Genomic DNA, 20,208 nt, shown 5'->3' on the forward strand with positions numbered 1-20,208 from the left:
AGTTCAGCGTTGGATCTTCATGATGCGATCCGGGTCGGCCGAGGCGATGCCGGGCGTGCTGCGCAACGCTGCCACCGCGCCATCCAGCGTGGCCGATGCATCGCCCGAGCTGGCGCGCACCACCCAGAATCCACCCGACATCGGACGTACCACCGCAAACGCAAGCCGTGGCGTTGCGCGTGCGCCCGCAGCATCCAGCACGCCTTGCACGGTGGCGGACGAGGTGGTGGGCGTGCTCAGGCCGATGATGACGTCGCCCAGACTGTGTGCAGCCGACACGGAAGCCGGAGGCTGGGTGTTGACCGAGGCCGGGTCCATGGCAGGCGGCTTGCCCGGGTCAATGGCCGGCACGGACTTGCACGCGGCCAGCAGGCACAGGCCTAGAGCCACCGCCAGCGCGGGCTTGACGGTCGACAGCAGGGATCGAGGGCGGGCAGCCGGTTGGATCGTGCGGGCCATGCGGGCCATGAGGTTCTCCTTGGATTCGGTAGAGGATGTTTGTCGCGTGTGCAGCCGGAACCGTTGTGCCAACTCTGGCGGCAATGGTTCCGGTATAGATGATCACTGTGCCGCGCGGCGGGATTTCCGCGCTGAAGATTCCGGTGCCGATGGCGCACGGCCCGCGGTAAGCATCTCGTCTGCATGACGGCGCGTGGTGTCGGTGAGCGACGCGCCGCCCAACATGCGGGCAATCTCATCCACCCGGCCCGTGGCGTCCAGCACCACGAGGTCGGACCGCGTGCTGCCTGCCACCGTCTGCTTGGCGACCTGAATATGGTGATTGGCGAGCGCGGCCACTTGCGGCAGGTGCGTGACGCACAGCACCTGGCGGCGCATGCCGAGTTCGCGCAGGCGCCGCCCCACGACTTCTGCCACTGCACCGCCAATGCCGGAGTCCACTTCGTCGAAGATGAGCGTGGGCGTGGGGCTCGCCTCACTGGCAATCACCGAGATGGCCAGGCTGATCCGCGCCAGCTCGCCGCCTGAGGCGACTTTCGCCAAAGGCCGCGGCGAAACGCCCGCATGCCCGGCGACGAGGAATTCGATCTGCTCCAGCCCCGCCGCGCCGCTGTGCTCCAACGCATGCAGCGCGATGTCGAAGCGCCCGCCGGCCATTGAAAGACCTTGCATGGCGCCGGTCACCGCGTCGGCCAGCTCGCGCGCGGCCTTTGCGCGGTCGCGCGACAGCGATTGCGCGACCACCATATATGCGGCGTGGGTTTGCGCTTCCTGGGCCTGCAGCGTCTCAAGATCGGATGCAGCTTGAAGCGCGGCGAGTTGCGCCTGGCGTTCCGCCAGTTCAGCTGGCAGCGTTTCGGGAGCGACGCGGTATTTGCGCGCCATGGTGTGCAACGCTTGCATGCGCGCGTCGACTTCGGCCAGGCGGTCCGGGTCCAGCTCCGCGCGATCGGCATAGCGGGCAAGCGTGTGCACGGCTTCCTGGATCTGCACCTCGGCCGGCTCCAGCGCGGCCAGCACATCGGCCAGCGCCGGGTCGATCTCGGCCAGTTCACGCAGCGTATGGAGCGTCGCGCCCAGTTGCGTGAGCACCGCACCTTCCGACTCGGACAAACCGTCCAGCGCCGTGCGCGTGCCTTCGATCAGGCTGGCCGCATGCGACAGGCGGCGGTGCTCGGCCTGCACCTCTTCCCACTCGCCCGGCTGGGGGCCAAGCTTCTGCAATTCGTTGACCTGCCATTCGATGCGCTCGCGCTCGAGCTGGACTTCGCGCGAGTGCTGCTCGGCAGCTTCGCGTGCGCGCACCACGGCGTGCCATTCCCGGTAGCGTTCGCCGACCACGCGCACGGCACCTTCCAGGCCCGCGTGAGCGTCGAGCAGGCTGCGCTGCGCATCCGCCTTGAGCAGCAACTGATGCGCGTGCTGGCCGTGGATGTCGACCAGTTGCTCGCCCACTTCGCGCAGTTGCGCCAGTGTGACGGCCGCGCCGTTGATGAAGGCCTTGCTGCGGCCTGCTGCATCGACCGTGCGGCGTAGCAGAATCACGCCCTCGTCGTCGTGCAGTTCATGCGCCTCGAGCCATGCGGCCACCTGCGGGTGCACGTCGAACTCGGCGGTGATGTCAGCGCGCGGCGCACCTTCGCGCACGACGGCCGCATCGGCGCGCTCGCCCAGCGTGAGCGCGAGTGCATCGATCAGGATGGATTTGCCCGCGCCGGTCTCGCCCGTGAATACGGTAAAGCCGTCGGCCAGATCGAGATCCAGCGCGTGAACGATGACGAAATCGCGGATGGTGAGGCTGCGCAGCATGGAAAGGGTCAGCGTGGAGTTTTAGAACCTGCCCATGATTCGGAGCGAGCGGCTCGATGTTGAAGCGAGAAGCGCAGCTGTACATGCGTACGGCGAGCATCGCAGGTTCAAGATCGGGCTGCGCAGTAGGATCATGGGCAGGTTCTTAGAGCCGGTTGTCTTCGGTCGGGTACTCGTGCCAGTGCAGCTTCTTGCGTAGCGTGGCGTAGTAGTTGTACCCGATCGGGTGCAGCAGCTGCACCGTGCGTTCCGAGCGGCGCACCACGATGCGGTCACCGGGTAGCAAGGACGTGAGCGACTGCATGTCGAAGTTGACGCTGGCATCGCGCCCGCTGGTGACCTGAATGACCACCTCCGCGTCTTGCGGAATGACGATCGGCCGGTTCGACAGCGAGTGCGGCGCGATGGGCACCAGCACCAGACCCGAGAGCGCCGGATGCAGGATCGGGCCGCCCGCGGACAGCGCATACGCCGTCGAGCCCGTCGGCGTGGAAACGATCAAGCCGTCCGAACGCTGGTTGTACATGAAGAAGCCGTCGACCGACACGGCCAATTCCACCATGCCCGAAGTGCCCGAGCGGTTGACCACGACGTCGTTGAAGGCGAGGGCAGAGAAGATGACTTCGTCGTCTCGCACGACCTGGGCCTGCAGCAGCGTGCGGGTTTCGGCCTCGTAGCGGCCCGACAGCATGTCGGGCAGCACGGTGTGCACGTCGTCGAACGGGATGTCGGTCATGAAGCCGAGCCGCCCGTGGTTGACGCCGATCACGGGAACGCTGGCACCGGCCAGGTGGCGCCCGATGCCGAGCAGCGTGCCGTCGCCGCCGAGCACGACGGCCACATCGGCGTGGCGCGCCATCTCTTCGGGCGGCAGGGCAGGGTAATCCTGGACGCCGATGTTGAGCGCCGTTTCGCGCTCGAACACGATGTCATGCCCGCGCGCGGCAATGCACGACGCCAGTTCCATGAGGGGGCCGGCAATGTTGGCGGCCGAATACCGGCCGACCAGCGCAACGGTCTTGAAAGGCGAAACAGGCGAAGACGAGGCGGCGGGAGCTTGCGGGGCCACGGCAGACGGGGGAATCGACATGCGCGCATTACACCATATCGATATGACCGTCGCCACGTCAGCGCGTGTTTAGTGGAGAAACGCCGACATCACCCGTAGATTGGCGCCGATTTTGCGTAAAATTGAAGAATTATGGACAAGCGCGCCACCATCCTCCTCAAGACCCTGATCGAACGGTATATCGCCGAGGGCCAGCCCGTGGGCTCGCGCACCTTGTCGAAGTATTCAGGGCTCGATCTTTCGCCGGCCACTATCCGCAATGTGATGTCCGACCTCGAGGAGATGGGCTTCATCGCCAGCCCTCACACCTCGGCCGGACGCGTGCCGACGCCGCGCGGCTACCGCCTCTTTGTCGACACGATGCTGACGGCCAGCCCGCTGGATGTGCTGAGCACGCAGGACCGCATGGCGCAGCAGATGGTGGGTGCGATTGCAGAGCAGGTGCGCACGCAACTGGCGTCGCATGGGTCGGAATCGTCGCAGCGGGTGATTGCGGCGGCGGCGCAGACCTTGTCCAACCTCTCGCAGTTTGCCGGCATCGTGATGACGCCGCGTCGCACACATACGTTCCGGCAGATCGAATTCCTGAGGTTGTCGGAGTCTCGCATCCTGCTGATCGTCGTCACGCCCGAAGGCGACGTCCAGAACCGCATCATCCATACCGATACGCCTTACACCCCGTCGCAATTGGTGGAAGCGGCCAACTACATCAACGCGCACTATGGCGGCCAGACGTTCGATGCGGTGCGCGAAAGCCTGCGCGGCGAGCTGTCTGCGCTGCAGGCCGACATGACCGCGCTGATGCAGGCGGCGGTGGAGGCGGGCAGCAGCGCGGCGTCGGAGGAAGAACCGGTCGTCATCTCGGGCGAGCGCAAGCTGCTGGATGTAGAGGACCTGTCTTCGTCCATGGACAAGCTGCGCCGGCTCTTTGCCGTGTTCGAGCAGAAGACCGGCTTGCTGCAGTTGCTCGATGTATCGAGCCGCGCCGAGGGCGTGCAGATCTTCATCGGCGGCGAAAGCAGCCTTGTGCCGCACGAAGACATGGCGGTCATCACCGCGCCGTATGAGGTGGACGGCAAGATCGTCGGCACACTTGGCGTGATTGGGCCGATGCGCATGGCATATGAGCGCGTGATCCCAATTGTGGATATCACGGCCAAGCTGCTGTCCAGCACGCTCAGCCAGTATTGAGGCAGCGCGGCCTGCGGCGGGCGAAGCGGCCCGCCAATGTCTCAGGCCGAGAATTGCTCAAACGCCGCCAGCGCATGCGTGGCGTACATCATCGAAGGGCCGCCTCCCATATAGACGGCTGTTCCCAGTACCTCTTCCAGTTCAGCGCGGGTTGTGCCGAGTTTGACCAGCGCCTGGACATGGAAGCCGATGCAGTCGTCGCAGCGGCTGGCGATGGCGATTCCCAGCGCCACCAGTTCTCGCGTCTTCTTGCTCAGTGCACCGTCTTTTGTGCCGGCCGCCGCCAGTTGGCTGAACGCAGCCATCAGCTCTGGCTGCGATTCGCGCAAGTTGCGCATGTGCGCAGACACATCTTTGACCACGCTTTTGAATTCGGGCATGCCGCTCATGACAGTGCTCTCCTGGGCCGGGTGTGGAGTGTGGGAGTAGCGGGCAGGGCGTATCGGAGCAACCCGCCGCGCATCCTTTCCCTTTCGAGCATTCTCGTCCGCACCCAGGGACAAGGTCATGATGTAGCGCAACGAGGCGCTCAGAAACTGCCCGTGAACTGATAACGCCCGCCCGGATGCCACATCGTCGCCACCGAGGCGACCTGGCCTTGCGACAGCGTCTTGCGCCGCAGCATCAGGCAGGGTTCACGCACGTCCATGTGCAGCATCTCCGCAATCTCGCGCGGAGGCAGTCGGGCCTCGATGCCGTAATCCACACCCTGCAACGGGGCGGCACGCATCAGGTAGGCGTTCGGCGTGGTCTGCGTGAAATCCTGCTCCATGTATTCGGGCGCCAACGCCGCGTTCACCCAACGGTCTTCCACCTGGATCGGCAGGTCGTTTTCGAAGTGCACGATCAGTGAATGAAAGAGCACGCGGCCGGCCGGCACGCCAAACGAAGCTGCCATCGCTTCGTTGGCGCGGGCGCGCTCCAACTTGTGCAGTTCGGCGCGATGTTGATGACCGCGCGCTGCAATTTCCTCCGCGATGTTGCGGATCGCCACCAGCGTCGCCTGGTACTTCTGCTGTGCGACGAACGTTCCCAACCCCTGCACGCGCGTGAGGATCTGCTCGGCGGTCAGCTCGCGCAGCGCGCGGTTGACCGTCATGCGCGAGACGCCAAAGGTCTGCGCGAGCGTGGTCTCTCCCGGAATCATCTCGCCCTCTTGCCACTCGCCGCTGCGGATGCGCGTGAGGATGTCTTCCTTGATGCGCTGGAAGGCGGGGGTGCTGGCGGACGGGTCGTGTGACATGGGCGTGGCTTGCGGTGCGGTTAGGGCCGCGGAAGTGATGTGCGGATGGCGGTCATCATCAGGGTTTGCTCTTAGCTTGTAAAGTTTTCTTGCCTAAGTTGTATATACAACATAAGATGCGCTCCATGACAAAGGAGTTCGCAGGAGACCTCACATGAACGCCCCGACCAACGCTGCCCACCTGAACAACGATCCGCGCTACGACGCTTCGCGTGAAATCCGCGCCCCGCGCGGCACCGAGCTGCACTGCAAGAGCTGGCTGACCGAAGCCGCCTACCGCATGCTGCAAAACAACCTCGACCCGGATGTGGCCGAGAACCCCAAGCACCTCGTCGTGTATGGCGGCATCGGCCGCGCCGCGCGCGACTGGGCCTGCTTCGACAAGATCCTGGAAACGCTGCGCGAGCTGAACGACGACGAATCGCTGCTTGTGCAATCGGGCAAGCCGGTGGGCGTGTTCAAGACCCACCCGGATGCGCCGCGTGTCTTGATCGCCAACTCCAACCTCGTGCCCAAGTGGGCGAACTGGGAACACTTCAACGAGCTGGATCGCAAGGGCCTGTTCATGTACGGTCAGATGACTGCCGGCAGCTGGATCTACATCGGCAGCCAGGGCATCGTGCAAGGCACGTACGAGACGTTTGCCGAAGCCGGCCGCCAACATTACGACGGCAAGCTGGCCGGCAAGTGGATCCTGACCGCAGGCCTGGGTGGCATGGGCGGCGCCCAGCCGCTGGCCGCCACGCTGGCCGGCGCCGTGTCGTTGAACATCGAGTGCCAGCAATCGAGCATCGATTTCCGCCTGCGTACGCGCTACCTCGACAAGCAAGCCAAGGACATCGACGACGCATTCAACCTGATTCGCCACCATTGCGAGCGCGGCGAGGCCGTGTCCATCGGCCTGCTCGGCAATGCGGCGGAAATCCTGCCGGAGCTGGTCAAGCGTGCACGCTCCGGTGGCCTGAAGCCGGATCTGGTGACCGACCAGACCTCGGCGCATGATCTGGTCAACGGCTATCTGCCGATTGGCTGGACGGTCGAGCAATGGCGTGCTGCGCAACGCGATCCGTCGCAGCACGCCCGCCTGACTGACGAGGCCGCGAAGTCCTGCGCCGTGCACGTGCAGGCCATGCTCGATTTCCAGGCCATGGGCATTCCGACCGTCGACTACGGCAACAACATCCGCCAGGTCGCGTTCGACCAGGGCGTGAAAAACGCCTTCGACTTCCCGGGCTTCGTGCCGGCCTACATCCGTCCGCTGTTCTGTGAGGGCAAGGGCCCGTTCCGCTGGGTGGCGCTGTCGGGCGATCCGGAAGACATCTACAAGACCGACGCCAAGATCAAGGAACTCTTCCCGCACAACACGCACGTGCATCGCTGGCTCGACATGGCGCGGGACCGCATCGCCTTCCAGGGCCTGCCCGCCCGCATCTGCTGGCTGGGCCTGGGCGAGCGGCACCTGGCCGGTCTGGCTTTCAACGAGATGGTCAAGAATGGCGAGCTGAAGGCGCCGATCGTGATCGGCCGCGATCACCTCGACACGGGCTCGGTCGCCAGCCCCAACCGCGAAACCGAAGCCATGCGCGACGGCACCGACGCCGTATCGGACTGGCCGCTGCTCAACGCGCTGCTCAACACGGCCGGCGGCGCGACGTGGGTGTCGCTGCACCACGGCGGTGGTGTCGGCATGGGCTATTCGCAGCACTCGGGCGTGGTGATCGTCGCCGACGGCTCCGACGCGGCGGCCAAGCGTCTGGGCCGTGTGCTCGTCAACGATTCGGGCTCGGGCGTCATGCGCCATGCCGATGCCGGTTACGAAACCGCCATCGCCTGCGCCAAGCGCAATGGTTTGAACCTGCCGATGATCGGCTAAGTTAAAGACATCTTCTTGTATTGCTATGAACACCATGACCACGCCCCCCATCATCACGTTGCAGCCGGGCGCAATGTCCTTTGCCGACCTGCGCCGCGTCTGGCTCGCCCCGACGCCTGTTGCGCTGTCGGGCGATTGCGCGGCCGCCATTGAAGCCTCGGCGGCCACTGTGCAGGCCATCGTCGCCAAGGGCGCGCCGGCCTACGGCATCAACACCGGATTCGGCCTGCTGGCCAAGACGCAGATCGCCACACATGAGCTGGAGCGCCTGCAACGCAACCTGATCCTGTCGCACGCGGTCGGCACCGGCGCAGACCTGAGCGACAGCGTGGCGCGCCTCGTGTTGCTGATGAAGGCAGCGAGCCTGGCGCGCGGCTATTCGGGCGTGCGCCGTGTCGTGATCGACACGCTGCTGGCGCTCCTGAACGCCGGCATCGTGCCGTGCATTCCGTCCAAGGGTTCGGTGGGCGCGTCTGGCGATCTGGCACCGCTGGCGCACATGACGCTGGCGCTGCTGGGCGAGGGCGACGTGCGCGTGAATGGCGTGCGCACGCCGGCACGTGCGGCACTGGCTGCGGCCGGGATCGAGCCGATTGCGCTGGCTGCCAAGGAAGGCCTGGCGCTCATCAACGGCACGCAGGTGTCGACTGCGCTGGCGCTCAACGGCCTGTTCCTGGCCGAGCGTCTGCTGCAAGCTGCCACCGTGTCGGGTGCGTTGTCGGTGGATGCCGCCAAGGGCAGCGATGCACCGTTCGACCCGCGCGTGCACAGCGTGCGTGGCCAGCCAGGCCAGATTGCGACCGCCGCGGTGTACCGCAACCTGCTGGCCGGTAGCGCCATCCGCCAGTCGCACCTCGTGGGCGACAAGCGCGTGCAAGACCCGTACAGCCTACGCTGCCAGCCGCAAGTCATGGGTGCATGTTTCGATCTGATCCGCCAAGCCGGCGCCACGCTGCTCACCGAAGCCAACGCAGTCACCGACAATCCGCTGGTCTATGCCGACGCCGGTGAAGTGATTTCGGGCGGCAACTTCCACGCCGAACCGGTAGCGTTTGCTGCCGACATGCTTGCGCTGGCGATTGCCGAGATCGGTGCGCTGTCGGAACGCCGCATCGCGTTGCTGATCGACTCCACGCTGTCGGGCCTGCCGCCGTTCCTGGTCGAGCAGCCGGGTCTGAACTCGGGTTTCATGATTGCGCACGTCACTGCGGCCGCGCTGGCTTCGGAAAACAAGACGTTCGCCCACCCGGCCAGCGTCGACAGCCTGCCGACTTCCGCCAACCAGGAAGACCACGTCAGCATGGCGACCTTTGCCGGCCGCCGTCTGCAGGACATGGCAGAGAACACTGCCACCATCGTCGGTATCGAAGCGCTGGCGGCAGCGCAAGGCATTGACTTCCACAAGCCGCTGGCGACGTCCGACACGCTGCAGAAGGCACATGGCTGCATCCGCGCGCGCGTGGCGTACTACGGTGAAGATCGCCTGTTCGCTCCCGACATCGAAGGCGCCCGCCGCCTCGTGCTCGACGGCGACCTCGGCGATTCGTGCCGCGCGCACGTCGGCGAACTCGCACTCGTCTGACCATGCTCGCCCAAGCCGAACCGAACGTCTGGCAAGGCCGCGTCGATGCGGAAGAAGGCCCGCTGGGCTTGCGTTGGCACCAGACGGTGCGCCGTATCGATGCATCGACGCCGCTGGCCAACACCGTCGCCCTGGCGGGCTTTGCCTGCGATGCGGGCGTCGCACGCAACCACGGGCGAACCGGGGCACAGGCGGGCCCGGCCGCCATCCGCAAGATGCTCGCGAACCTGCCCGCGCGTGCCGGCCGTGTGGTCGTCGACGCGGGCGACGTCACATGCCAGGGCGATGCGCTGGAAGACGCGCAGAGCGAATTGTCCGGTGTGCTGCAGGACTTGCTCGACCGCGGTGCGTTTCCGATCGCCCTGGGCGGCGGGCACGAGATCGCATGGGCTTCGTTCGGGGGCTTGGCGCGGCATCTGGCGGCGAAATCCGATCAGCTCCCGCGAATCGGCATTCTCAACCTTGACGCGCATTTCGATCTGCGTGCGGGTGAGCGCGGCAGCTCGGGCACACCCTTCCGCCAGATCGCAGAAGACTGCGCGCGGCGCGGCTGGCCGTTCCACTACGCTTGCCTGGGCGTGAGCACCTACGCCAACACCGAAGCGCTGTTCGCGCGTGCGCGCCAGCTCGGCGTGCGCTGGATGCACGACGACGAGATGGACGTCATGCAACTCGCCCACGTGCTGAAGGTGGTCGAGGTGTTCCTGAGCCAGGTCGATCACGTTTATTTGACGATGTGCCTGGACGTGCTGCCGGCCGCTGTTGCCCCTGGGGTGAGCGCGCCATCCGCACGCGGCGTGGGGATGGACGTGATCGAGCCCATCGTCGATCGCGTGGTCAGCTCCGGCAAGCTACGGCTGGCGGATGTGGCGGAACTGAACCCGTCGCTCGACATCGACAACCACACGGCACGTGTTGCTGCCCGTCTTGTGGCGCGCGTGGCAGACGGCATTGGCCTGCAGGGAGCCGCACATGACTGATCCGGCCAACCCGCACTGGGATGCGCTCTGGACCAACGTCCACCTCGCCACGCTCACCGCCGATGCTGACGGCTACGGCGAGATCCGCGACGGTGCCATCGCCGTCAAGGATGGCCGCATTGCGTGGCTTGGCTACCGGGCCGATCTGCCCGTCAATGCCCGCGCAACGCGGGAGCACGATGGCGGCGGCGCGTGGCTCACGCCCGGCCTGATCGATTGCCACACGCACCTCGTCTACGCCGGCAATCGCAGCAATGAATTCGAAGCGCGCCTGAACGGCGTGCCGTACGAAGAGATCGCGCGGGCGGGCGGGGGCATTCTCTCCACCGTGCGCGCCACGCGTGCGGCCAGCGAAGACGCGTTGGCCGAAGCCAGTCGGCCTCGCTTGAATGCTCTGCGCGCCGAAGGTGTCACCACCGTCGAAATTAAGTCCGGCTACGGCTTGAACCTGGAAACCGAGCGCAGCATGCTGCGGGTTGCGCGCCGCTTCGGCCAGGCGTTGCCGGTGCGCGTGCGGACAACGTTCCTCGGTGCGCATGCCGTGCCGCCTGAATTCGCCGGCCGCGCGGATGACTACATCAGTCACCTCTGCACCGATGTGCTGCCTGCGCTCGCGGCAGAAGGTCTCGTCGACGCCGTCGACGCCTTCTGCGAAACCATTGGCTTCACGCCTGCACAAACGGCGCGTATGTTCGATGCCGCGCAGCGCCTGGGCCTGCCGGTAAAGTTGCACGCCGAGCAGCTCTCCGATCAGGGTGGCGCGGCATTGGTCGCACGCTATGGTGGCCTTTCTGCGGATCACCTCGAATGTCTGACCGATGCAGGTGTTGCCGCCATGGCGCAAGCCGGCACGGTGGCCGTGCTGCTGCCCGGCGCGTTCTACTGCCTGCGCGAGACGCGCCTGCCGCCGATGGCCGCGCTGCGCGCCGCCGGTGTGCCCATAGCCGTGTCGACCGACTGCAACCCTGGCACATCGCCGCTGTCGTCGCTGCTGCTGGCGATGAACATGGCCTGCACGCTGTTCCGCCTGACGCCGCTGGAAGCGCTGACCGGCGCCACGCGTCATGCTGCCGCAGCGCTGGGCCTGTCAGGTACGTGTGGCGTGCTGGCTCCAGGCTGCGCCGCCGATTTCGCGCTCTGGCGCATCGATCGGCCCGCCGATCTGGCGTACGCGATGGGGCTGAACCCGTGTGTGGGCGTGGTCAAGGACGGCGCCTTGGTGGCGTAAGGAACACGCGACGACGCGGCTCGTATAATCGGCCGGTCTATCGCGAACCCGCGCCCATGCCCTTCCTGCCCGAACCCCTGTTCCAGCACGGCCAGCCCGATCGCACGGCGATCCTGCTCGTCAACCTCGGTACGCCTGACGGCACGTCGCCGCGCGAGGTCGGCCGCTACCTGCGTCAGTTCCTGTCCGACCCCCGCGTTGTGGAAATTCCGCGCGCCGCATGGTGGTTCATCCTCAACGTGCTGATCGTGCCGCTGCGTTCGCGGGCGTCGGCGCACAAGTACGAAAGCATCTGGCTGCGTGAGGCCAACATGACCGGCTCGCCGCTGCTTGTCTACAGCGAGCGCCAGGCGCATGCGCTGCAGCAACTGCTGAACGCGCAGGGCCACGATGTGGTGGTTGCCTGTGCGATGCGCTATGGCAATCCTTCGATTCCGTCCGTCATGCAGGCGCTGCGCAAGCAGGGCGTCGAGCGCATCCTCGTGTTGCCGATGTATCCGCAGTATTCCGGCACCACCACCGCCACGGCCTTCGATGAGGTTTTCCGCGTGCTGGGCGAAATGCGCAATCAGCCGGAGTTGCGGCTGGTCAAGCATTTCCACGATGACCCTGCCTACATCAATGCGCTGCACCAGCAGGTGGGGGCGTATTGGGCACAGCACGGCGCACCTGATTTTGCGCATGGCGACAAACTGGTGCTGTCGTTCCATGGCGTGCCGCGACGAACGCTGGAGTTGGGTGACCCCTACCACTGCGAATGCCTGAAGACCGGCCGCTTGTTGGGCGAAGCGCTCAGTCTGCAGCCGGGTCAGTACCTGGTCACGTTCCAGTCACGCTTTGGCCGCGCCGAATGGCTGCAGCCGTACACCGCGCCCACGCTGGAAGAGCTTGGCCGCGTCGGCACCAATCGCGTCGACGTGTTCTGCCCGGGTTTTCCGGCCGATTGCCTGGAAACGCTGGAAGAGATCGCCATGGAAGGGCAGTCGACCTTCCGCGTCGCCGGCGGCAAGGAATTCCATTACATCCCGTGCCTGAACGACAGCGAGGCATGGATCGCCGGCATTGCCGACATTGCGCTGGCGCATCTGCAGGGCTGGCCCCTCACGCTGACGCATCCGCATGTGCTGGAAGCGAGTCGCACGCGCGCGCAGAGCAAGGGCGCTGCCGCATGAAAGTGAGCACCGACGCGGCTGACCGCGTGCGCATCGACAAATGGCTGTGGGCGGCGCGTTTCTTCAAGACGCGGTCGCAGGCGACTGATGCGGTGGAGCGCGGTCGCGTGCAGATCAACGATCAGCCGGTTCGCCCCGCCAAGGATGTCAAGATTGGCGACCGCGTGCGAGTGCACGCGCATGAACAACAGTGGGAAGTGGAAGTACTGGCACTGGCCGAAGTGCGCGGCCCTGCGTCGGTCGCACAAACGCTTTACGCCGAGACGGACATCAGCCGCTTAAAACGCGAAGAGAGTGCGGACAAACGTCGACTGTATCGGGAACCGGCCACACAAATCGCCGGCCGGCCGACCAAGCGGGACCGGCGGCGCATCGATAAACTCGGCGGAGAATGACGCACTCCGCGCGAGTGTGTGCTAACTTGATAAGCTCAAGCCGCGCGGCATCTGCTGCATCTGCGCAGGCTTGATGATGTAGTGCTTGAAGAATGCCTTGCCGCTACCGTACTCCGTATAACGCGGTGTGACGGCCCCAGACAGGCAAATGAACGTTGTGGCTGCGGTCAGGGTCAACAGCAGGAGCACGGTCAGAACGGGCAGCTTGTTGTGCATGGTACGAACCCTCAAAGAAGCTCGCGCCCCCCAGTTTTTTCTTGCATCATAGGCGGCCCATAAGGGCCTCGCAATTGCTGTGCCGTTGCATTCTGATGAAAGTTGTAACCCCATATTTCGTGATGCACGGCGCACAGTTGTCGCGCATCCGGCGCCCTTGAAAAGCGCGCCAAATGCCCCATAACGGGGACAAATCGTTTGTAAAAATCCAGCGGATCGTCTTCAGGCACATGCCGTGCGTCGATTCCCTTTTATCCAGCGCTATGAAACACACTCCGGACACCCCCTCGAACTCGGACATGCCAGCGGACACCCAAGCCACCCAGCCGAACCAGTCGGCGACGGGCCAGGCGGCCCACGCTTATTCGAGCCAGGCTCAGCGCGCAAGCGCCGACGCTCAGGCTGTCGCCGGTGACGAAGCCGCCGTGGCAGAAGCCGTGGCCGACATGGACATCGCTGAACTGCGCCGTCAACTGGAAGCCGCTGAAGAAAAGGCGCGCCAGAATTATGAAAACTGGGCGCGCGCCACGGCCGAAGGCGAGAACATCCGCCGCCGTGGTCAGGACGATGTGGCGAAGGCCCACAAGTTCGCCATCGAAGGTTTTGCGGAATACCTGCTGCCGGTGATGGACAGCCTTCAGGCCGCTTTGGCCGACACGTCGGGCGACGCCACCAAGCTGCGTGAGGGCGTTGAACTTACGCTCAAGCAGCTTTACGCCGCGTTCGAAAAGGGGCGTGTGACCGAGCTGAACCCCGTGGGTGAAAAGTTCGATCCGCATCGCCATCAAGCGATCTCGATGGTCCCCGCTGATCAGGAAGCCAATACCGTGGTGGCGGTGCTTCAGCGCGGCTACACGTTGGCCGACCGCGTGCTGCGCCCCGCGCTCGTGACGGTGGCGGCGCCCAAGTAAGCTGACGCCCCGTGATCCTCCAGAGCACCACCACTTCGCAAGACGCCAACGGCGCGATCCCGGTCGATAAGACCGCGTTCGCGGCGTTTGGCATGCGCGAGGTGAACACCGAGACCTTCGACGCAGCCATTGCGGCGGCGGGCGATGCGCTCGTGTGCCTATTCTTCTGGGGCGTGGATTGCTTCAACTGCGAGATGGCCAAGAAAGCCATGCTCGCGCAACCGGCCGCTGTGCGTGAGCATGAGCTGAACTGGCTCCATGTCAACGTCTACGCACACCCGGAATTGGGCCAGCGCTTTGGCCTGCATGGCGTTCCGGTGTTCATGTTCTTCCATCGTGGCAAGAAGCTCGGCCGGGCGACCGGTTGGCATGGCCACGCGCAGTTTGCCGCCGCCGTTGCCAATGCGCGCAACAAGCTGGCGGGCAAGCCGCTTATCTGAGGCAGCGACCATCATGACGTCGATGCCGATGGTTGCGGCCTTCCTTATCGTTTCGTCCGTCCGTGCCGTGCGCCGCAAGCGTGTGGCGCGCACCTCGCCGCGCGCCGCCCAGGCGATGACCGCGGCCCTTGCCGCCGCCCGGCGGTTGTTCTAGTGCCCCTGCGGCACGTCGCCGCCGGGCTCTCTTCACTCCCACCAGAAGTTTCAGTTTCGTATCACCGCCGGCCGGCTTGTGTGCCCGCCGGTTTTCTTGCCGCTGCGTTGCATTGGCCCGGAAGGCCATCGGCAGCGGCTTTGCCTAGTGTTGAACATTGACCTGTAGGAGATCGTCATGTCCAAAGCAGCCGCCATCTACCTGACCGAGCTGGACCTCACCCGCCTGGAAAATGCCGCCACCCGCGCGGGCAGCAACTCGCCGCTGGCCGATCTGGTCGACGACCTGATTACCCGTGCCAACGTGGTGCCCGGCAACAAGATTCCCGCCGATGTGGTGACCATGAACTCCGTCGTCTGCGTGGTTGATGACGCCGGCGCAGAGCAAGAGTGGACGCTCGTCTACCCGGAAGACGCCAACGTGACCTCGGCCAAGCTGTCGGTTCTTTCGCCGATGGGCGCTGCGCTGCTGGGCGCGCGTGCGGGCAAGTCGGTCAAATACTCGGCGCCCAATGGTGCCGAGCGTTCCTTGCGCATCGATCGCGTTGCGTTCCAGCCCGAGGCCAGCGGCCAGCACACCCTGTAAGCCGGCCGCGTCCTATCGCGAGAGGCTGTACCCGACACGCAACTGCGAGCCCAGCTTGTGGTTGTAGTCGAGCAGGCTCTCGCCGTAGCCGGTGAAATACTGGATGAATAGGTAGCCGGCCGTGCCGGTGAAGATCCGGCTCATCGGATATGTCAATTGCGCGTCGACGCTGCCATAGGCTTTGCGGGTGCCTTTGCGTAGCGTGGCGGCCAATTCCCAGCCATTGGGGGCGCCGTAGGACACGCGGAAATCCCCAAAACCACGGTAGTGCGCGATGTCAGTGTTGCCGGTGCGCGTGAGGTACGCGTACAGCTTGGGCTCGAACTTCCAGTGGTAATCGTTCAGATCACCAAAGTGAAACGTCGGGCGTACGAACACGGTGTTGATGGCGCGTGAGGCGTCGCCGTCGCGGCCGTTCGATTCGTGCTCGATGCCGCCCGCGAACGATAGCCGCGTGAGGGCGCCGCCATGGATGCCCGTATCGGGACGGTAATAGAACACGCTGGGCCGGTAGTTCGTATCGCGGAACGGCGCCGATTCCTTGCCCACATCCCACAGAGAGAACTGCGTATAACCGAAGTACACGTTATCCAGCAGTGCTGCCGATGCCGGGTTCTCTGGCTGAAAAATCCGGAATTTGAAGCTCAACTGGAACTTGGCGTTCAGGCCCCCGTGTGCGCCCACTGCGGCGAACATGGGTTCGTGGAAAGTCAGGCGCGCGGTTTCTTCGGGCGGGCGGGATGCCTCGCCGTTGCCGGCCACTGTCAGGGGAGTGGGCTCTGTAGCGGCTGCGTTGGCAGCGGGCGCATTCGGATTGGTGCCCAGCGCCCCCCCGGGGCGGGTCGCTTCGGCGGCGGCGTTGCGGGCGGCGCCTGTGGGGGCGCCATCGGCGGCAATCTGCGGGGCGTCTGCGCCGCGCACGAGTGTCACCAGAACCGGCGCCGCATCCAGATCCGGCACATCGATCCGAACCGTACCGCGCAGTACCTCGGGCAGCGTGCCGGTGTAGGTGACGGTGCGGACCTGGCCCGGACGCAGGTGAAGGGTTTCGGCGCCGGCATTGTGTCGATCAAGAATCACTTCTACCGGGCCCTGCAGATCAGCGCTGGCCGTTACGCGCAGCTTGGCCGGGACGGCATAGCTGCGCTGAGCGGCATCGCCCGAAATGACGAGGGTCAGGGTGAAGGGCTGGTTGGCGTTGACGCGGCGGGAGGGCTGGAGCAGGGCAACGGCGGCATCGGCGGAGGGCACGGCGCATGCGGCAAGCAGGGCAGCGCCAAGAATGGTTCGGAGAGGGTGCAAAGGCATGGGCGCAAAAGCCGGGTTGGCGTCCGGCGAGTGGCAATGCGCGCAAGGGTAACACCCACACCTTTTGTGCCTGGTTTGCGGCTCTGGGCGTTCAAAACACGCGTTTTTGCCCGGTAGCGCACGTTTTCGGGTGCTTTCCCAAGAAAAACCGGCCAAAATGCTCAACTTTTCAAAATTCGGCCTTGAAAAGCCGGACGGCACTCCCACATCCGATCCAAGTTTGTATTCAGTGCAGTCCTGACACCAGATTCGAGGAGCAAGAACATGGGCAAAATCATCGGTATCGACCTTGGTACCACCAACAGCTGCGTCTCCATCATGGAGGGCAACACCCCCAAGGTGATCGAGAACGCAGAAGGCGCTCGCACCACCCCGTCGATCATCGCCTACATGGAAGACGGCGAGATCCTGGTCGGTGCCCCGGCCAAGCGCCAGGCGGTGACCAACCCGAAGAACACGCTGTACGCCGTCAAGCGCCTGATCGGCCGCAAGTTTGAAGAAAAGGAAGTCCAGAAGGACATCGGCCTGATGCCGTACACCATCACCAAGGCCGACAACGGCGACGCCTGGGTGGAAGTGCGCGGCCAGAAGCTGGCACCGCCGCAAATTTCGGCTGAAACCCTGCGCAAGATGAAGAAAACCGCCGAGGATTACCTGGGCGAGGAAGTGACCGAAGCCGTGATCACGGTGCCGGCCTACTTCAACGATTCGCAGCGCCAAGCCACCAAGGACGCCGGCCGCATCGCCGGTCTGGACGTCAAGCGCATCATCAACGAGCCGACCGCGGCTGCGCTGGCATTCGGCCTGGACAAGAACGAGAAGGGCGACCGCAAGATCGCCGTGTATGACCTGGGCGGCGGTACGTTCGACATCTCGATCATCGAGATTGCCGACGTGGACGGCGAGAAGCAGTTCGAAGTGCTGTCGACCAACGGCGATACGTTCCTGGGCGGCGAAGATTTCGACCAGCGCATCATCGATTACATCATCGGCGAGTTCAAGAAGGAGCAGGGCGTCGACCTGTCGAAGGACGTGCTTGCGCTGCAACGCCTGAAGGAAGCCGCTGAAAAGGCCAAGATCGAACTGTCGAGCACGCAACAGACCGAAATCAACCTGCCGTACATCACGGCCGATGCTTCGGGCCCGAAGCACTTGAACCTGAAGATCACGCGCGCCAAGCTCGAAGCGCTGGTCGAAGACCTGATCGCCCGTACGATCGATCCGTGCCGCACCGCCATCAAGGATGCTGGCGTGAAAGTGTCGGACATCCACGACGTGATCCTGGTCGGCGGCATGACGCGTATGCCGAAGGTGCAGGAAAAGGTGAAGGAGTTCTTCGGCAAGGAAGCCCGCAAGGACGTGAACCCGGACGAGGCTGTTGCCGTGGGCGCCGCCATCCAGGGTCAGGTGCTGGGCGGTGACCGTACTGACGTGCTGCTGCTGGACGTGACGCCGCTGTCGCTGGGCATCGAAACGCTGGGTGGCGTGATGACCAAGATGATCGGTAAGAACACGACCATCCCGACCAAGTTCTCGCAGACGTTCTCGACCGCCGACGACAATCAGCCGGCCGTGACGATCAAGGTGTACCAGGGCGAGCGTGAGATGGCCTCCGGCAACAAGATGCTGGGCGAATTCAACCTTGAGGGCATTCCGCCGGCACCGCGCGGCACGCCGCAGATTGAAGTGTCGTTCGACATCGACGCCAACGGCATTTTGCACGTGGGCGCCAAGGACAAGGCGACCGGCAAGGAAAACAAGATCACGATCAAGGCAAGCTCCGGCCTGTCGGAAGCCGAGATCGAGCGCATGGTGAAGGACGCCGAGGCTAACGCCGAGGAAGACAAGAAGCTGCGCGAACTGGTCGACTCCCGTAACCAGGGTGAAGCGCTGGTGCACTCCACCAAGAAGGCACTGGGCGAGTACGGCGACAAGCTGGAAGCTGGCGAGAAGGACAAGATCGAAGCCGCGATCAAGGAACTTGAAGAGACCCTGAAGGGGACCGACAAGGCCGCGATTGACGCCAAGACCGAAGCGCTGGCAACCGCCTCGCAGAAGCTCGGCGAAAAGGTCTATGCCGACATGCAAGCCAAGGGCGAGGCCGGCGGTGCGGAACAAGCCGCTGCCGGTGCCCAGCCAGGCGCGCAAGCCGGACAAGGCGCGCCGCACGACGATAACGTCGTCGACGCCGAGTTCAAGGAAGTGAACGATAAGAAGTAAGCCAACTCGTCCGCCAGGCGGACGTTGCGGTACGCCGGGCAGTGATCATCGGGTTGTGCGGGACGCACCTGATGTCACGCTCGGCTTTTTTGCTATTCGACACGCAGTAAAAACAGGCGACGACTGAAGCCACCATGGCAAAACGTGATTACTACGAAGTGCTCGGGGTGGGTAAGAACGCGAGCGACGACGAGATCAAGAAGGCTTATCGCAAGCTCGCGATGAAGTACCACCCCGACCGCAATCCGGACAGCAAGGAAGCGGAAGACAAGTTCAAGGAGGCCAAAGAGGCCTACGAGATGCTCTCCGACGCCGAAAAGAAGGCTGCCTACGACCAGTACGGCCACGCGGGCGTCGACCCGAACATGGCCGGCGGCTTTGGCGCGGGCGGCGCAGGTTTTGGCGGCGGTTTTGCCGAGGCCTTTGGCGACATCTTTGGCGATATCTTTGGTCAGGCCCAGGGCCAGGGCGGACGCCGCGGTAGTGGCCCGCAGATGTATCGCGGCGCTGATCTGCGCTACAGCATGGAGATCACGCTGGAGCAGGCCGCGCATGGCTACGACACGCAGATCCGCGTGCCGCATTGGGACGAGTGTGACCACTGCCACGGCAAAGGCGCCGAGCCTGGCTCCAGCGTGGAGACCTGCCCAACGTGTCACGGCGCCGGTCAGGTGCGTGTGTCGCAGGGCTTCTTCACGATGCAGCAGACTTGCCCGAAGTGCCACGGCAGCGGCAAGTACATCCCCAAGCCGTGTACCAAGTGCCACGGCCAGGGCAAACTGAAGAGCCAGAAGACGCTGGAAGTGAAGATTCCGGCCGGCATCGACGAAGGCATGCGCATCCGTTCGTCGGGCAACGGCGAGCCGGGTATCAACGGCGGCCCCCCGGGCGACCTGTATGTGGAAATCCACATCAAGCAGCACCCGGTGTTCGAGCGCGACGGCGATGACCTGCACTGTCAGATGCCGATCTCGTTTGCGACGGCAGCCATTGGCGGCGACATCGAAGTGCCGACGCTGGGCGGTCGCGCTTCGTTCACGGTGCCCGAAGGCACGCAGGCCGGCAAGACGTTCCGCCTGCGTGGCAAGGGCATCAAGGGTGTGCGTTCGGGCTATGCGGGCGATCTTTATGTACACATCAACATCGAGACGCCGGTCAAGCTGACGGAGCACCAGAAGGATCTGCTCAAGCAGTTCGACAAGTCCGTGCATGAAGGCGGCTCGCGGCACAGCCCGCAAGAGCAGTCGTGGATGGACAAGGTAAAGAACTTCTTCTCCTCGTAAGAAGCCGCGTAAAGCTACTGCGCGGCCAGATCTTGGTCCTGCGATACTCGCCGTACTCATGTACGGCTGCGTTTCTCGGACCAACCTCTG

20 protein-coding genes are annotated in these 20,208 nt (G+C 64.5%); 13 read left to right on the plus strand and 7 right to left on the minus strand.

Translation table 11 applies throughout. The features are described from left to right. Window positions 1-3 precede the first annotated feature (3 nt). From ACEN9T_RS11830 to ACEN9T_RS11840, 3 genes are all read right to left on the minus strand, one after another. Complete coding sequence (locus ACEN9T_RS11830; RefSeq protein WP_092972498.1) at window positions 4-468, minus strand: hypothetical protein; 465 nt, start codon at window positions 466-468, stop codon at window positions 4-6. Window positions 469-561: 93 nt separating this feature from the next. Beyond that, window positions 562-2,268: a DNA repair protein RecN gene (gene recN, locus ACEN9T_RS11835; RefSeq protein ID WP_413707800.1), complete on the minus strand. Its 1,707-nt coding sequence runs from the start codon at window positions 2,266-2,268 to the stop codon at window positions 562-564. Between the two features lie 145 nt (window positions 2,269-2,413). Next, window positions 2,414-3,358, minus strand: coding sequence for an NAD kinase (locus ACEN9T_RS11840; RefSeq protein ID WP_413707801.1), 945 nt, complete (start codon window positions 3,356-3,358; stop codon window positions 2,414-2,416). A 111-nt stretch (window positions 3,359-3,469) separates the two neighbouring features. On the opposite strand from ACEN9T_RS11840, the gene hrcA reads away from it, so the two are divergent. Continuing rightward, window positions 3,470-4,528, plus strand: coding sequence for a heat-inducible transcriptional repressor HrcA (hrcA, locus tag ACEN9T_RS11845; protein WP_092972501.1), 1,059 nt, complete (start codon window positions 3,470-3,472; stop codon window positions 4,526-4,528). A gap of 41 nt (window positions 4,529-4,569) precedes the next feature. Here hrcA and ACEN9T_RS11850 read toward each other — a convergent pair whose 3' ends face one another. Both ACEN9T_RS11850 and hutC read right to left on the minus strand, forming a co-directional pair. Beyond that, window positions 4,570-4,917 carry a carboxymuconolactone decarboxylase family protein gene (locus tag ACEN9T_RS11850; protein WP_092972502.1) on the minus strand — a complete coding sequence of 116 codons (348 nt, stop codon included), beginning with the start codon at window positions 4,915-4,917 and terminating at the stop codon, window positions 4,570-4,572. A 140-nt stretch (window positions 4,918-5,057) separates the two neighbouring features. Further along, window positions 5,058-5,771 (minus strand): histidine utilization repressor, encoded by a 714-nt coding sequence (hutC, locus tag ACEN9T_RS11855; RefSeq protein ID WP_012762808.1) that lies wholly within the window; start codon window positions 5,769-5,771, stop codon window positions 5,058-5,060. Between the two features lie 154 nt (window positions 5,772-5,925). On the opposite strand from hutC, the gene hutU reads away from it, so the two are divergent. Genes hutU through ACEN9T_RS11885 form a run of 6 tightly spaced genes read left to right on the plus strand, consistent with a single transcriptional unit; the run spans window position 5,926 to window position 13,001 of the window. After that, on the plus strand, window positions 5,926-7,644 hold the full coding sequence (hutU, locus tag ACEN9T_RS11860) for a urocanate hydratase (protein WP_413707802.1): 1,719 nt from the start codon (window positions 5,926-5,928) through the stop codon (window positions 7,642-7,644). Window positions 7,645-7,669: 25 nt separating this feature from the next. Beyond that, window positions 7,670-9,226 carry a histidine ammonia-lyase gene (gene hutH, locus ACEN9T_RS11865; protein ID WP_413707803.1) on the plus strand — a complete coding sequence of 519 codons (1,557 nt, stop codon included), beginning with the start codon at window positions 7,670-7,672 and terminating at the stop codon, window positions 9,224-9,226. A gap of 2 nt (window positions 9,227-9,228) precedes the next feature. Next, window positions 9,229-10,206: a formimidoylglutamase gene (hutG, locus tag ACEN9T_RS11870; RefSeq protein ID WP_413707804.1), complete on the plus strand. Its 978-nt coding sequence runs from the start codon at window positions 9,229-9,231 to the stop codon at window positions 10,204-10,206. Next, complete coding sequence (gene hutI / locus ACEN9T_RS11875; RefSeq protein ID WP_413707805.1) at window positions 10,199-11,434, plus strand: imidazolonepropionase; 1,236 nt, start codon at window positions 10,199-10,201, stop codon at window positions 11,432-11,434. The genes hutG and hutI overlap by 8 nt, the downstream gene beginning before the upstream one ends. 56 nt (window positions 11,435-11,490) lie before the next feature. Further along, complete coding sequence (gene hemH, locus ACEN9T_RS11880; RefSeq protein ID WP_092972512.1) at window positions 11,491-12,606, plus strand: ferrochelatase; 1,116 nt, start codon at window positions 11,491-11,493, stop codon at window positions 12,604-12,606. Then, window positions 12,603-13,001 (plus strand): RNA-binding S4 domain-containing protein, encoded by a 399-nt coding sequence (locus tag ACEN9T_RS11885; protein ID WP_092972514.1) that lies wholly within the window; start codon window positions 12,603-12,605, stop codon window positions 12,999-13,001. The genes hemH and ACEN9T_RS11885 overlap by 4 nt, the downstream gene beginning before the upstream one ends. A 21-nt stretch (window positions 13,002-13,022) precedes the next feature. Here the strand turns inward: ACEN9T_RS11885 and ACEN9T_RS11890 are convergent, their stop codons facing one another. Next, window positions 13,023-13,217, minus strand: coding sequence for a hypothetical protein (locus tag ACEN9T_RS11890; RefSeq protein WP_413707806.1), 195 nt, complete (start codon window positions 13,215-13,217; stop codon window positions 13,023-13,025). A gap of 263 nt (window positions 13,218-13,480) precedes the next feature. Between ACEN9T_RS11890 and grpE the strand changes: the two genes are divergently transcribed. From grpE to rnk, 4 genes are all read left to right on the plus strand, one after another. Then, complete coding sequence (grpE, locus tag ACEN9T_RS11895; RefSeq protein WP_092972517.1) at window positions 13,481-14,128, plus strand: nucleotide exchange factor GrpE; 648 nt, start codon at window positions 13,481-13,483, stop codon at window positions 14,126-14,128. A gap of 14 nt (window positions 14,129-14,142) precedes the next feature. After that, a complete protein-coding gene (locus ACEN9T_RS11900) occupies window positions 14,143-14,568 on the plus strand; it encodes a thioredoxin family protein (RefSeq protein WP_413708445.1) in 426 nt (141 codons plus the stop codon). A 13-nt stretch (window positions 14,569-14,581) separates the two neighbouring features. Next, window positions 14,582-14,722 (plus strand): hypothetical protein, encoded by a 141-nt coding sequence (locus ACEN9T_RS11905; RefSeq protein WP_252690730.1) that lies wholly within the window; start codon window positions 14,582-14,584, stop codon window positions 14,720-14,722. A gap of 177 nt (window positions 14,723-14,899) precedes the next feature. Beyond that, window positions 14,900-15,307 (plus strand): nucleoside diphosphate kinase regulator, encoded by a 408-nt coding sequence (gene rnk, locus ACEN9T_RS11910; RefSeq protein ID WP_092972521.1) that lies wholly within the window; start codon window positions 14,900-14,902, stop codon window positions 15,305-15,307. Window positions 15,308-15,319: 12 nt separating this feature from the next. Here the strand turns inward: rnk and ACEN9T_RS11915 are convergent, their stop codons facing one another. Next, complete coding sequence (locus tag ACEN9T_RS11915; RefSeq protein ID WP_092972523.1) at window positions 15,320-16,615, minus strand: phospholipase A; 1,296 nt, start codon at window positions 16,613-16,615, stop codon at window positions 15,320-15,322. Window positions 16,616-16,879: 264 nt separating this feature from the next. Here ACEN9T_RS11915 and dnaK point away from each other — a divergent pair, with 264 nt between their 5' ends. Then, window positions 16,880-18,835, plus strand: coding sequence for a molecular chaperone DnaK (dnaK, locus tag ACEN9T_RS11920; RefSeq protein WP_092972525.1), 1,956 nt, complete (start codon window positions 16,880-16,882; stop codon window positions 18,833-18,835). Window positions 18,836-18,969: 134 nt separating this feature from the next. Beyond that, window positions 18,970-20,118: a molecular chaperone DnaJ gene (gene dnaJ, locus ACEN9T_RS11925; protein ID WP_092972527.1), complete on the plus strand. Its 1,149-nt coding sequence runs from the start codon at window positions 18,970-18,972 to the stop codon at window positions 20,116-20,118. Window positions 20,119-20,208: the final 90 nt, after the last annotated feature.

Source organism: Ralstonia sp. Ralssp110, assembly GCF_047325135.1.
Lineage (GTDB): Bacteria > Pseudomonadota > Gammaproteobacteria > Burkholderiales > Burkholderiaceae > Ralstonia > Ralstonia mojiangensis.

Bases quoted from the DNA above. Each gene is read 5' to 3' on its own strand.
- hutH (WP_413707803.1), top strand. From the start codon at position 7,670: ATGAACACCATGACCACGCCCCCCATCATCACGTTGCAGCCGGGCGCA.
- hutC (WP_012762808.1), bottom strand. From the start codon at position 5,771: ATGTCACACGACCCGTCCGCCAGCACCCCCGCCTTCCAGCGCATCAAG.
- hutI (WP_413707805.1), top strand. From the start codon at position 10,199: ATGACTGATCCGGCCAACCCGCACTGGGATGCGCTCTGGACCAACGTC.
- dnaK (WP_092972525.1), top strand. From the start codon at position 16,880: ATGGGCAAAATCATCGGTATCGACCTTGGTACCACCAACAGCTGCGTC.
- grpE (WP_092972517.1), top strand. From the start codon at position 13,481: ATGAAACACACTCCGGACACCCCCTCGAACTCGGACATGCCAGCGGAC.
- dnaJ (WP_092972527.1), top strand. From the start codon at position 18,970: ATGGCAAAACGTGATTACTACGAAGTGCTCGGGGTGGGTAAGAACGCG.
- rnk (WP_092972521.1), top strand. From the start codon at position 14,900: ATGTCCAAAGCAGCCGCCATCTACCTGACCGAGCTGGACCTCACCCGC.
- hemH (WP_092972512.1), top strand. From the start codon at position 11,491: ATGCCCTTCCTGCCCGAACCCCTGTTCCAGCACGGCCAGCCCGATCGC.
- hutG (WP_413707804.1), top strand. From the start codon at position 9,229: ATGCTCGCCCAAGCCGAACCGAACGTCTGGCAAGGCCGCGTCGATGCG.
- recN (WP_413707800.1), bottom strand. From the start codon at position 2,268: ATGCTGCGCAGCCTCACCATCCGCGATTTCGTCATCGTTCACGCGCTG.
- ACEN9T_RS11890 (WP_413707806.1), bottom strand. From the start codon at position 13,217: ATGCACAACAAGCTGCCCGTTCTGACCGTGCTCCTGCTGTTGACCCTG.
- ACEN9T_RS11840 (WP_413707801.1), bottom strand. From the start codon at position 3,358: ATGTCGATTCCCCCGTCTGCCGTGGCCCCGCAAGCTCCCGCCGCCTCG.
- hrcA (WP_092972501.1), top strand. From the start codon at position 3,470: ATGGACAAGCGCGCCACCATCCTCCTCAAGACCCTGATCGAACGGTAT.
- ACEN9T_RS11905 (WP_252690730.1), top strand. From the start codon at position 14,582: ATGACGTCGATGCCGATGGTTGCGGCCTTCCTTATCGTTTCGTCCGTC.
- hutU (WP_413707802.1), top strand. From the start codon at position 5,926: ATGAACGCCCCGACCAACGCTGCCCACCTGAACAACGATCCGCGCTAC.
- ACEN9T_RS11850 (WP_092972502.1), bottom strand. From the start codon at position 4,917: ATGAGCGGCATGCCCGAATTCAAAAGCGTGGTCAAAGATGTGTCTGCG.
- ACEN9T_RS11830 (WP_092972498.1), bottom strand. From the start codon at position 468: ATGGCCCGCATGGCCCGCACGATCCAACCGGCTGCCCGCCCTCGATCC.
- ACEN9T_RS11885 (WP_092972514.1), top strand. From the start codon at position 12,603: ATGAAAGTGAGCACCGACGCGGCTGACCGCGTGCGCATCGACAAATGG.
- ACEN9T_RS11915 (WP_092972523.1), bottom strand. From the start codon at position 16,615: ATGCCTTTGCACCCTCTCCGAACCATTCTTGGCGCTGCCCTGCTTGCC.